9 protein-coding genes are annotated in these 12,481 nt (G+C 72.3%); 2 read left to right on the top strand and 7 right to left on the bottom strand.

Translation table 11 applies throughout. The features are described 5' to 3' along the window. Positions 1-3: 3 nt before the first annotated feature. The 7 genes from ACSU6M_RS23430 to mce form a co-directional block, all read right to left on the bottom strand. Positions 4-873: an ABC transporter permease gene (locus ACSU6M_RS23430; protein WP_437072053.1), complete on the bottom strand. Its 870-nt coding sequence runs from the start codon at positions 871-873 to the stop codon at positions 4-6. Continuing rightward, on the bottom strand, positions 870-2,165 hold the full coding sequence (locus tag ACSU6M_RS23435; protein WP_437072054.1) for an ABC transporter ATP-binding protein: 1,296 nt from the start codon (positions 2,163-2,165) through the stop codon (positions 870-872). Before ACSU6M_RS23435 ends, ACSU6M_RS23430 begins: the two co-directional genes overlap by 4 nt. A gap of 122 nt (positions 2,166-2,287) precedes the next feature. Beyond that, positions 2,288-3,058, bottom strand: coding sequence for an ABC transporter permease (locus tag ACSU6M_RS23440; RefSeq protein WP_437072055.1), 771 nt, complete (start codon positions 3,056-3,058; stop codon positions 2,288-2,290). 1 nt (position 3,059) lies between these two features. Further along, entirely contained in the window at positions 3,060-4,013 is a 954-nt protein-coding gene (locus tag ACSU6M_RS23445) for an ABC transporter ATP-binding protein (RefSeq protein WP_437072056.1), read from the bottom strand. Between the two features lie 85 nt (positions 4,014-4,098). After that, positions 4,099-5,034, bottom strand: a complete 936-nt coding sequence (locus tag ACSU6M_RS23450; protein WP_086172206.1) for a cellulose-binding protein — start codon at positions 5,032-5,034, stop codon at positions 4,099-4,101. A gap of 205 nt (positions 5,035-5,239) precedes the next feature. Next, positions 5,240-9,352, bottom strand: a complete 4,113-nt coding sequence (gene scy, locus ACSU6M_RS23455; protein ID WP_437072059.1) for a polarized growth protein Scy — start codon at positions 9,350-9,352, stop codon at positions 5,240-5,242. A gap of 211 nt (positions 9,353-9,563) precedes the next feature. Beyond that, positions 9,564-10,004, bottom strand: a complete 441-nt coding sequence (gene mce, locus ACSU6M_RS23460; RefSeq protein ID WP_437072061.1) for a methylmalonyl-CoA epimerase — start codon at positions 10,002-10,004, stop codon at positions 9,564-9,566. Between the two features lie 149 nt (positions 10,005-10,153). On the opposite strand from mce, the gene ACSU6M_RS23465 reads away from it, so the two are divergent. Both ACSU6M_RS23465 and meaB read left to right on the top strand, forming a co-directional pair. Beyond that, positions 10,154-11,353: an acetyl-CoA C-acetyltransferase gene (locus tag ACSU6M_RS23465; RefSeq protein WP_437072062.1), complete on the top strand. Its 1,200-nt coding sequence runs from the start codon at positions 10,154-10,156 to the stop codon at positions 11,351-11,353. A 74-nt stretch (positions 11,354-11,427) separates the two neighbouring features. Then, positions 11,428-12,384: a methylmalonyl Co-A mutase-associated GTPase MeaB gene (meaB, locus tag ACSU6M_RS23470; protein ID WP_437072064.1), complete on the top strand. Its 957-nt coding sequence runs from the start codon at positions 11,428-11,430 to the stop codon at positions 12,382-12,384. Positions 12,385-12,481: the final 97 nt, after the last annotated feature.

Raw genomic sequence — 12,481 nt, forward strand, 5'->3', positions numbered from 1 at the left:
CGGTCAGACGTCCCGGCGCTGGAGCAGGGCCCAGGCGCCGGCGAACACCGCGCCGGTCACCACCAGCATGATCCACAGCGGGTCCCAGCCCGAGGGGCCGGACTCGCTGAGGGAGTTGGAGTAGAAGACGCTCAGCTGGTTCGGGATCGAGTACTCGAACAGCGCCTGGCGGACGTCCTCCAGCGACGACGAGAACATGAACAGCGCGATCACCAGCGGGGCGAGCACGGTCGCGATCATGATGGTGATGGCGCCCGCCGAGTGCCGGATGACCGAGCCGACCAGCAGCGAGAGCAGACCGAGCAGGGCGATGTAGAGCGAGATGCCGACGGTGCCCTTCAGCCACTCGGCGCCGGTGGGCTCACGGGCCTCGCCGACCATCCCGACCTGGGCGAGGGCGACGAGGCCGGAGCAGACCAGGGTCACCACGAACGCCAGCGTGAAGAACACGATCGACTTCGCGGCCAGGACCCGGCCCCGGGTGGGGCAGGCGGTCATCGTGGTGCGGATCATCCCGGTGCCGTACTCGGAGGCCGTGGTCAGCACGCCGAGGGTGATGATGCACATGCTGCCGAGCAGCAGCCCGAAGAAGCCGAGCCCGAGCGGGTTCTCGTCGCCGAGGTCGGCGTCGGAGGAGTTGGCCGACACCAGGCCGCCGGTCAGCAGGCCGATGCCGACGACCAGCAGGACGAACACGCCCATCGTCCACATCGTGGAGCGGACCGACTTGATCTTCGTCCACTCGGAGGCGAGGGCGTGCCCGAGGTGCGTGCGCACCACGGGGATGGGCGAGGTGTAGGCGGTCTGCGGCCAACCGGCCGCCGCCTGCCAGTCGGGCGCGGCCTGCGGCATCGGGGGCTGGGGCGTGCTCATCGGACGTCCTCGGACTTGTTCGGGGCAGCGGGGTGGGGGGCGGACACGGGCGGCTGGGGCGGCTGGGCGGGGGCCTGCGGGGCGGCGGGGGCCGGGGCGGCCTGCGGGGCCGGCGCGGGCGCGCTCTGCGGGGCGGCCGGGGCCGCCTGGGCGTCGTACGGGCCGCTCTGGGCGGGCTGGGCGCCCGGGGCCGGCTGGAGGTACGGGTTCTCGCCCTGCGGCGCCCCCTGCGGAGCTCCCTGCGGCATCGCGAAGGGCTGCCCGCCCTGCTGGGGCGGCGGCGGGGCGTACCAGCCGGGCTGGCCCTGGCCGGGCACCGGCATCGGCGGCTGCGCGCCCGGCGGCAGCGGCTGCTGCAGGCCCGCCTTCTGGTCGACCGTCGAGCGGTAGTCGACGGCCCCCTGGGTCATCCGCATGTACGCCTCCTCCAGCGACGCCTGGTGCGGCGACAGCTCCCACAGGCGTACGTCGGTGTCGTGCGCGATGTCGCTGATGCGGGGGAGCGGCAGCCCCGTGACCCTGAGGGCGCCGTCCTGCTCGGGCAGCACGTGCGCGCCCGCCTCGGTCAGCGCGGCGCTCAGCTTCTCGCGCAGCTGCGGCTCGGTGTCGGGGGTGCGCACCCGGGCGAAGCCCGCGGAGTTCGCGGCGATGAAGTCCCGCACGCTCATGTCGGCGAGCAGCTGGCCGCGGCCGATCACGATGAGGTGGTCGGCGGTCAGCGCCATCTCGCTCATCAGGTGTGAGGAGACGAAGACGGTGCGGCCCTCCGCCGCGAGCGCCTTCATCAGGTTGCGCACCCACAGGATGCCCTCGGGGTCGAGGCCGTTGACCGGCTCGTCGAAGAGCAGCACCTGGGGGTCGCCGAGCAGGGCGGCGGCGATGCCCAGGCGCTGGCCCATGCCGAGGGAGAAGCCCTTGGAGCGCTTCTTCGCCACGTCCTGCAGACCCACCACACCGAGCACCTCGTCGACCCGGCGGGCCGGGATGCCGGACAGCTGGGCGAGGCTCAGCAGATGGTTGCGGGCCGAGCGGCCGCCGTGCACGGCCTTGGCGTCGAGCAGGGCACCGACCTGGCGGGGGGCGTTGGGCAGCTTGCGGTAGGGGTAGCCGCCGATCGTCACCTGCCCGGACGTGGGGTTGTCCAGGCCGAGGATCATCCTCATCGTGGTCGACTTGCCCGAGCCGTTGGGTCCGAGAAAGCCGGTGACGGCCCCCGGCCGCACCTGGAAGGAAAGGTTGTATACAGCGGTCTTGTCGCCGTAGCGCTTCGTCAGGCCGACTGCCTCGATCATGCTCCGCACCCATCGAAAGGTTCAGGACAGCGGGGCACACGCCCCCGTAAGGGTTAGGAGGATATCGAGGCGCTGACGGTTCCCTCCAAGAGCGAGTAAAAACCGAGCGTTCCTTGAGGTGACTAGGCGTCCCGGCGCTTGAGCACCAGGTAACCGCCGAGGAGGGCGGCGGCGACCCACAGGGCCATGATGGCGAGGCCGCCCCAGGGGCCGTAGGGGGTGTCGTCGTCGAGCGGGCGGACGACCTGCATGATCCTGCTGCCGGCCTGGTCGGGCAGGTAGCGGCCGACCTTCTTGGTCGCGTCCACGTTGCCGAGGATGTTGGAGATCAGGAAGAAGAACGGCATCAGGATGCCCAGCGAGAGCATGGGGGAGCGCAGCATCGCGGCGACGCCCATGGAGAACATCGCGATCAACGTCATGTACAGTCCGCCGCCGAGCACCGCCCGCAGCACCCCCTCGTCGCCGATCGAGGCCCGCAGCGAACCCAGCATCGACTGGCCGAGGAAGAACGCGGCGAAACTGGTCGCCAGGCCCACCACCAGCGCCAGCAGCGCGGCCACGGCCACCTTGCTGAACAGGAAGGTCGCCCGCTGCGGTACGGCGGACAGGGAGACGCGGATCATCCCCGTGCTGTACTCGTTGGACACCACCAGCACCCCGAACACGATCATCGCGAGCTGGCCGAGACTCATCCCCGCGAAGCTGATGAAGGTCGGGTCGAAGGAGAGCTGCCGGCGGGCGTCCATGGTCGGGAACTCGTTCTTCGACAGCGCCGAGATGAGCATGCCGAGCGCGATGGTGACCACCACCGCGAGCGAGAGCGTCCACACCGTGGACGCCACCGAGCGGATCTTGGTCCACTCGGACCGGATGACCTGGGTGGCCGCCATGTCAGTCCTTCCGCCAGGTGTCGCCCCACCGCGCCCGGGCCGCCGGCACCCCGGCGTGCGCGTGATACTCGACGGACTCCGCCGTCAGCTGCATGAACGCCTCCTCCAGTGACGCCTGCTGCGGACTGAGCTCGTGCAGCACGACCTGGTGGCGCGCGGCCAGCTCACCGATCCGCTCGGGCTTGCCGCCGTCCACCTCCAGCACCCCGCTGCCCGTCTCCACCACCGTGATCCCGGCCCGGTGCAGCACATCCAGCAGCCGCTCCCGCTGCGGGGTGCGGATCCGGACGTACGTCCGCGAATGGCGCGCGATGAAGTCGGCCATGGGCATGTCCGCGAGCAGCCGCCCCTGGCCGATGACCACCAGATGGTCCGCGGTCAGCGCCATCTCGCTCATCAGGTGCGAGGAGACGAACACCGTCCGCCCCTGGGCCGCCAGGGACTTCATCAGGGTGCGGATCCAGTGGATGCCCTCGGGGTCCAGCCCGTTGACCGGCTCGTCGAACATCAGGATCCGCGGGTCGCCGAGCAGCGCGGCCGCGATGCCGAGCCGCTGCCCCATGCCCATCGAGAAGCCCTTGGTCTTCTTGCGGGCGACCGCCGTGAGCCCGACCGTCTCCAGCACCTCGTGCACCCGGCTCTTCGGGATGCCGTTGCTCTGCGCGAGGCACAGCAGATGGTTGAAGGCGCTGCGCCCGCCGTGCCACGCCTTGGCCTCCAGCAGCGCCCCGATGTACGTCAGCGGGTCCTTCAGCTGGTCGTAGTGCTTGCCGTCGATCGTCACGTCCCCGGCCGTCGGCCGGTCGAGCCCGAGCATCATCCGCATGGTGGTGGACTTGCCGGCGCCGTTGGGGCCGAGGAACCCGGTCACGACGCCCGGCCGCACGGTGAAGGTGAGGTTGTTGACGGCCACCTTCTCGCCGTACCGCTTGGTCAGCCCTTCGAGCTCGATCATGCGGCCACGCTAAAACGGGACAAAGCCCTCTGCCACCTCAGTGGCAGAGGGCTCGTCAGGTGTTCAGCGAACGGTCGCCGGACGGTTACCGGGACTGCTGCGCCGGGACCCCGCGGGAGATCGGCTCGTCCTCCGCCGGGGTGCCGGCCGCGGCCACCGCGGCGCCGGTGAGCGTCGCGAGCATCTCGCGGACGTTCGTCAGCTGCGCGTTGATGGAGTCGCGGCGGTTGGTGAGGGCGGCCAGCTCGCGCTCGGATTCCGAACGGATGCGGTCGGCCTTGGCGTTGGCGTCGGCCACGATGTCCTCGGCCTGGCGCTGGGCGGTCTCCACCGTCTGGCGGGCGCGGCGCTCGGCGTCCGTGCGCAGCTTCTCCGCCTCCAGGCGCAGCTGCTCCGCGCGGTGCTCGATCTCCGCCAGGCGCTTCTCCGCCTTCGCCTGACGCGAGGCCAGGTCGCGCTCGGACTGCTCGCGGCGCTTGGCCAGGTTGGTCTCGAAGTCCGCGGCGGCCTGCGCGGCCTTGGCGCGGGTCTCCTCGAAGAGCGCGTCGGCCTCCTCGCGCTTGGACTGCGCGTCCTTCTGTGCCTCGGCCCGCAGCTGTGCCGCGTCGCTCTTGGCCTTCTCGACGATCCGGACGCCCTCGTCCTCGGCCTTGGCCTTGCGCTCGGCCGCGAACGACTCGGCGTCGTTGCGCACCTGCTGGGCCGCCGACTCGGCGAGCTCACGGTGCTGCTCGGCCGCGCGGCGGGCCTCCTCGCGCAGGTCCTTGGCCTCTTCCTCGGCGAGGCGCAGGATCTTCTCGACGCGCGCACCGAGACCGGCGTACGACGGCTCGGCGTCGCTCACCTGGGCCTGGGCGTTCTGCGTCTCGAGGTGGAGTTCCTCGATGCGCTTCTCCAGAGCGGTGATGCGGGCGAGAGCGCTGTCACGGTCGGAGACGAGCTTGGAGATACGTTCGTCCACCTGAGCGCGGTCGTATCCACGCCGCACAAGCTCGAAGCCGTAGGGGGAAGTGTCGCTCATGGGGTTCCTGTCGAATGAGACCGGTGAGGTGATAGGTGGAATCCTAGGGGTCGGAACGGTGTGTCATCGAGCGGATGCGTGTTTGATCTGGAGAATGACACCTCTTTTGAGTGGCTGACCGCCGGATCGCTTGCCAAGTCCTGGGCAAAGCTCCTGGAACGTTGTGGGCAAAGGACCCAGAACACACCGGAACACCCGCTCCTGACTAGCCGTCCGACGACTTGCCACCCGATCGAGGGGCACCGACCGTGGCGCCCGCCTTGACGCCACCGTCCTTGGCGGAGGACGGGGCCTCGAAGGACTCCAACGCCTCCAGCACGTCCTGGACACGGGAGATCTCGGCGTTGATGTCCTCGCGCCGGCGCACCAGGACCTCCAGCTCCCGCTTGCCCTCCTCGACCGTGCGCCGGGCCTCGCGGACCGCCTCGGCCTTGAGCTCCTCGGCCTCCTTGATCAGCTTGGCCTTCTTCTGCTCGGCCTCCTTCAGCAGGCCCTCGGCCTTCTTCACCGCGGCGATGCGCACCTTGCCGGCCTCGGAGTTCGCCTCCGACACCAGCTCCTTGGCCTTCGCCTCGGCCTTGGCCAGCTGCTCCTCGGCGGCCTTGATCAGCGCGTCGCAGCGGTCGCCGGTCGACTTCATCGTCTCGGCGGCCTCGCGGCGGGCCCGCTCGTGCAGCTCCTCGATCTCGGTGGTGATGCGGTCGCGCAGCTCCTCCGCGCGCTCCCTTATCGCGGTGGCGTCCCGGCGCGCGCCGACCAGCAGCTCGTCGGCGTCCGTACGGGCCTTCTCCACGCGGGAGTTGCCCTCGATGGTCGCCTCGGTGACGATCCGCTCGGCCTCCTGGCGGGCCGCGCCCACCATGGTGTCGGCCTGCGCCTCGGCGTCCGCGGTGGTCTTCAGCGCCTGCGCCTGTGCCTCGGTGAGCAGCTTGTCGGCCTCGGCCGTGGTCTCCGTGATGAGGGTGTCGACCTGCTCGGCCGCCTCCGAACGCCGCTTGTTGGCGTCCTTGCGGGCCTCGTCCAGGGTGCGCTCGGCCTCCTCGCGGGCGGCCGAGGTGACCCGCTCGGCCTCCGCGGCGGCCTTCTCGCGCAGCCGCTCGGCCTCCGCGCGGATCCGCTCGGCGTGCGCCTGTGCCGAGCCGACCGTCTCGGCGGCCTCGGCGCGCAGCCGCTCCGCCTCGCCGGTCGCGTCCGCCAGCATCTGCTCGGCGGCGGTCTTCGCCTCGGTGCGCACCCGCTCGGACTCGGCAGCGGCCTCGGTGGTGAGCCGCTCGGACTCGGCAGCGGCCTCGGTGGTGAGCCGCTCGGCCTCGGCCAGCGCCTCGGTGCGCACCCGGTCGGCCTCGGCGACGGTCTCGGTGGTGAGCCGCTCGGCCTCCTCGCGGGCGGTCGCGGTGACCCGCTCGGCCTCCTCGCGGGCGGCGGTGCGCACCCGCTCCGCCTCCGCGGCCGTCTCGGTGGTCAGCTGCTCGGCGGCGGCCAGCGCCTCCGTGCGCACCCGCTCCGCCTCGGCGTTGGTCTCGTTCGTCAGCCGCTCGGCCTCGTTGCGGGCCTCGGTGATGAGGGTGTCCGCCTGCGTCGCCGCGTCCGAGCGGATGCGGTTGGCGTCCTCGCGGGCGTCCGCCCGGGTGCGCGCCGCGTCCTGGTCGGCCTGCGCGATGGTGTCGGATGCCTCGGTGCGCACCCGCTGGGCGTGCTCGGAGGCGTCCGCACGCACCCGCTCGGCCTCGGCGAGGGCCTCCGCCATCGTGCGCTCGGCGAGCGCCTTGGCGGCCTCCGCCTCCTCGGTGGCCTCGCGGCGCAGCCGGGTGGCGTCCTCGCTCGCCCGCTCCCGCTCGGCGTAGGCGTCGGCGCGGACCCGGTCCGCCTCCTCCTCGGCCTCCCGGCGGGTACGGTCCGCCGCGTGCTCGGCGGCCGAGCGCAGCCCGGCGATCTCCTCCTGCGCCTGCTCGTGCAGACCTGCCACCGACTCGCGCACCTGCGCGGCGTGCTGCTCGGCGGCCGACACCATCTCGCCGGCGCGCCGGTCGGCCTCCTCGACCAGCCGGACCGCCTCGGCCTGCGCCTCCTCCACGCGCTTGCGCGCGCTCGCCAGCAGCTCCTCGCTCTGCTCGCGGGCCCGCTCCCGCTCCTGGTCGGCCTCCTGCCGGGCCGAACCCAGCAGCTCCTCCGCCTCGCGGCGGCGCCGGGCGGCCTCCTCCTGCGCGGCGGCCAGCGTCTCGGACGCCTCGGTGCCCAGCCGCTCCGCGGCGGCCTGCGCCTCCGCGCGCACCCGGTCGGCGCTCTCCTGCGCCTCGGTCTTCAGCCGCTCCGCCTCGCTCGCGGCCTCCGTGCGCAGCCGTACGGCGACGGCCTCGCCCTCGGCGCGGGACGCCGACGCGTCGGCGGCGGCCTCGGTGCGCAGCCGCTCCGCCTCGGCCTCCGCCTGCTGCTGGAGCGTACGGATGCGCTCGGCGGCCTCGGTGCGCAGCCGGTCGGTCTCCTCGGCGGCCTCGCGGCGGATCCGCTCGGCCTCCTCACGGGCCTCGGTCAACGCCTGTTCGGCCGCGGCGAGGCGCTGTTCGGCCTCGGTGTGCAGCCGGGTCAGTTCCTCGGCGGCCTCCGCCTGCCGGGCCGCGACCGCGCGCTCGGTCTCCTCGCGCAGCTCCTCGGCGGCCCGCTCGGCGTCCGCCCGGATGCCCTCGGCCTGCTCGACGACCTCCTCGCGGTGGCGCTCGGCCTCCGCGCGGGTGCGCTCCAGGGTCTCCTCGGCCTGACGGCGCAGGGCGGTGGCCCGCTCGATGGCCTCGGTGCGGACCTTCTCGCTGTCCGCGGTGGCGCTGCGGCGCAGCTCGTCGGCGTCGGCCTTGGCCTTGGCCAGCAGTTCCTCGGCCGACTTGGCGGCCTCCTCGATCTGCTGGACCGCCTCGCGCCGGGCCTCGGCACGGATCTTCTCGCCCTCGTCGACGGCGTCCGCGCGCAGCTGCTCGGCCTCGCCGCGCAGCCGCCGCGCCTCCTCCTGGAGCTCGACGGTCTTGGCGCGGTACTCCTCGGTGTCGTCCTTCGCCGCGCCCTTGAGCTGCTCGGCGATGTCGTGCGCCTCGGCGCGCAGCCGGTCCGCCTCGGCCTCGGCCTCGCGGCGGATGCGCTCGGCCTCCTCGGCGGCGGCCCGAGTGGTCTCCTTGGCCTGCTCCGCCGCCTTGTTGAGGACGTCCTCGGCGGTCTTGGCGGCCTTCGACAGCTGGGTCGCGGACTCCTCGGCGGTGATCGTCCGGGCCTTCTCGACGGCCTCGGCGACCAGCTTCTCGGCCTCCGCGCGGGCGTCGGCGAGCTGCTGCTCGGCCTCCGCCTTGGTGGCCTCGGCCTCCTTGGTGGCCTCGCTGACCAGGCGGGCGACCTGCTCCTTCGCCGTGCGCGTACGGGTCTCGTTGGCGGCCTCGGCGCTGGAGAGGGCCTTGGCGGCGGCCTCCTTGGCCTCCGCGACCAGCTTCTCGGCCTCGCTCTGGGCCTTGCGCAGCGCCTCCTCGGCCTCGGCCATGCGCTGCTCGGCGGCCCGGCTCAGCTCGGTGGCCTGGCGGCGGGCCGCGTCGGACTCGCCGGCCGCGGTGGAGCGCAGCTGCTCGGCGTGGTCGGTGGCCTCCTGGGCCTGGGTGGAGGCGGCGTTCAGCAGCCGCTCGGCGTCCGCGCGGGCCCGGCGCAGCAGCTGCTCGGCCTCGGCGCGGGCCGTCTCGGCCTCGGACTGCAGGCGCTGGCGGGCCTCGGCGGTCAGCCGCTCGGCCTCCGCGCGGGCGGCCGCCATCGCCTGCTCGGCCTCGGCGCGGGACTCCTCCAGCAGACGGCGGGCCTGCGCCTCGGTGCGGGCGCGCAGCTGTTCCGCCCACGCCACGTTCTCGTTGACGTGCGACTCGACGGTCTGCCGGCGCTCGGCCAGCTCCTGGTCGAGCTGCTGGCGCCGGGTCACCGCCTCCTGGTGCAGCTCGGCCTGGAGCCGGGCGGCCTGCTCGGCGTGCTCCTGGAGGATCCGCTGGGTCTGCGCCCGGGCCTGGCTCAGCTCGCGCTCGGCGTCGGCGCGGATCTGGTCGGCCTGCATCTGCGCGTTGCGCAGCAGCTGTTCGGCCTGGTAGCCGATGTCGGCGCTGTCGTAGGCGGGCCGGGTCATGAGGGTGCGCCGCGCCTCGTGCAGCTTGGCGCGCAGCACCTCCACCTGGTAGCCGAGGTCCTCGGCGTGCTGGATCGCCTTTTCCCGCTCGGTCCTCAGCCGCTTCATCTCGGCCTCGAACCGAGAGAGGTGGTCGACGTCAGCCGCCGGCTCTCGCTCCTGGCTCTCGTAGCCCCGCACTGCGCGGTCCCATCCGTCCCCTGGTCGCAAGTCTCTCCAAACGAGCTCCGTCCATCCGCCGAACGGGGCCCCCGGGGAATGGTGTCAGATCAACGGCGGAGCATGGGCTGCTGCCCGGTTGCTCGTCCCCCGAAACCCGGACCCCGGCGTGCGGCCGCCGCGACCCAGCCGGGCGACCGCACCCAACCCTACCGGCCCCTATGTACGAGGGTCAGTGCTCAGGTGACTCAACGGCCGCCGAAGTGACGAGTTCTGTGAGGACGCCGTGGCAGTCCTTGGGGTGCAGGAAGGTGATCCGTGACCCCATGGAGCCGATCCGCGGCTCTTCGTAGAGCACCCGGATGCCCTTGCTCCTGATGTCCTCGGCGTCGCCGTCCACGTCCGCGGTGCCGAAGGCGATGTGGTGGACGCCCTCGCCGTTCTTGGCGAGCCACTTGCCGACCGCGGAGTCCTCGCGGGTCGGTTCCAGCAGCTGGAGGTAGGAGGCGCCGCCGTCGGAGGTCTCGTTGATCTTGAGCATGGCCTCCCGCACGCCCTGCTCCTCGTTGACCTCGGTGTGGAACACCTCGAAGCCGTAGGTGGCACGGTAGAACTCGACAGTCTTGTCGAGGTCGAAACAGGCGATCCCGATGTGGTCGATTCGCGTCAGCATGCTGTTCAGTGCAGCGCTCCCGCCGTGGTTACGCAACGTGCGCGCGATCACACCGACGGGCCGGTGACGGCACCGAGTGCCATCAGTACATTCGAAGTAAACCCTCGTTCACTCCTCGGCTGTGCAGGCCGGTAAGGGGATCGCAGCTCATGGCATCTGCAACGAACAGTTCGGTGATCGTCGCCGGGGCGCGTACGCCCATGGGACGACTGCTGGGCTCCCTCAAGTCCTTCTCCGGAGCCGACCTCGGCGGCTTCGCGATCAAGGCCGCCCTCGACCGTGCGGGGATCGGCGGCGACCAGGTGCAGTACGTGATCATGGGCCAGGTGCTCCAGGCCGGGGCGGGGCAGATCCCGGCACGTCAGGCCGCGGTCAAGGCCGGCATCCCCATGAACGTGCCGGCGCTCACCATCAACAAGGTGTGCCTGTCCGGCCTCGACGCCATCGCGCTGGCCGACCAGCTCATCCGCGCGGGCGAGTTCGACATCGTGGTCGCCGGCGGCCAGGAGTCCATGACCAACGCCCCCCACCTGCTGCCCAAGTCCCGCGAGGGCTACAAGTACGGGGCGATCGAGATGCTCGACGCCATGGCGTACGACGGTCTGACCGACCCCTGGGAGAACATCCCCATGGGCCAGTCCACCGAGAAGCACAACACCCGCCTCGGCATCGGCCGCGAGGTCCAGGACGAGATCGCCGCCCTGTCCCACCAGCGGGCCGCCGCCGCGCAGAAGAACGGCCTGTTCGAGGCCGAGATCACCCCCATCGAGATCCCGCAGCGCAAGGGCGAGCCGGTCGTCTTCAGCAAGGACGAGGGCATCCGCGCCGAGACCACCGTCGAGTCGCTGGCCAAGCTGCGCCCCGCCTTCGCCAAGGACGGCACCATCACCGCCGGCACCTCCTCGCAGATCTCCGACGGCGCCGCCGCGGTGGTCGTGATGAGCAAGGCCAAGGCGCTGGAGCTGGGCCTGGACTGGATCGCCGAGATCGGCGCCCACGGCAACGTGGCGGGGCCGGACAACTCTTTGCAGTCGCAGCCGTCCAACGCGATCCTGCACGCCCTGAAGAAGGAGGGCCTGGAGGTCGCCGACCTCGACCTGATCGAGATCAACGAGGCGTTCGCGGCCGTCGCCCACCAGTCAATGAAGGACCTGGGCGTGTCCACGGAAAGGGTGAACGTCAACGGTGGCGCGATCGCGCTGGGCCACCCGATCGGCATGTCCGGCGCCCGCCTGGTGCTGCACCTGGCCCTGGAGCTGAAGCGGCGCGGCGGCGGCGTCGGCGCGGCCGCGCTGTGCGGCGGCGGCGGTCAGGGAGACGCCCTGATCGTGCGGGTCCCCAGGGCCTGACCGCTTTCTGACGGAACCTGATCGGGACGCGGCCTCACGAGGGACGCGGCCCCAACTGGAGAACGGGAGCTGAGATGCAGGACGTCCCCACGCTGGTGGCCCAGGCCCGGGAAGGCCGGCCGCGGGCCGTGGCCCGGCTGATCTCCCTGGTGGAGGGGGCGTCCCCGCAGCTCAGGGAGGTCATGGCGGCACTCGCGCCGCTCACCGGCAACGCCTACGTGGTGGGGCTCACGGGCTCGCCGGGCGTCGGCAAGTCGACCTCCACCTCCGCTCTCGTCACCGCCTACCGCAAGCAGGGCAAACGGGTCGGCGTCCTGGCCGTCGACCCGTCCTCCCCCTTCTCCGGCGGCGCCCTGCTCGGTGACCGCGTCCGGATGTCGGACCACGCCTCCGACCCCGGCGTCTACATCCGCTCCATGGCCACGCGAGGCCACCTCGGCGGCCTCGCGTGGGCCGCGCCCCAGGCCATCCGCGTCCTGGACGCGGCCGGCTGCGACGTGATCCTCGTCGAGACGGTCGGCGTCGGCCAGTCGGAGGTCGAGATCGCCTCCCAGGCCGACACCTCCGTCGTCCTCCTCGCCCCCGGCATGGGCGACGGCATCCAGGCCGCCAAGGCGGGCATCCTGGAGATCGGCGACGTCTACGTCGTCAACAAGGCCGACCGGGACGGCGCGGACGCGACCGCGCGCGAGCTCAACCACATGCTCGGGCTCGGCGAGTCCCGCGCGCCCGGCGACTGGCGCCCGCCGATCGTCAAGACCGTCGCCGCGCGCGGCGAGGGGGTCGACGAGGTCGTCGAGGCGCTGGAGAAACACCGGGCGTGGATGGAGGAGCGCGGGGTGCTCACCGAGCGCCGTCTCGCCCGTGCCGCGCACGAGGTGGAGACCATCGCCGTCACGGCGCTCCGGGAGCGGATCGGTGACCTGAGGGGGGACCGCCGGTTGTCCGCGCTGGCGGAGAGGATCGTGGCGGGGGAGCTGGATCCCTACCGGGCGTCGGACGAGTTGGTCGCGGGGCTGACCCAGGGCTGAGAGCGGCTTTCGAGCAGCCGGGCACTTGCGCATCGCCGGGTGCGGGTCGTTCGTGGCCGGTCGCGCAGTGCCCCGCGCCCCTGGGGACGTCGCCCTG

The sequence above is a fragment of the Streptomyces sp. enrichment culture genome (assembly GCF_964272895.1).
Classification (GTDB): Bacteria; Actinomycetota; Actinomycetes; order Streptomycetales; family Streptomycetaceae; genus Streptomyces.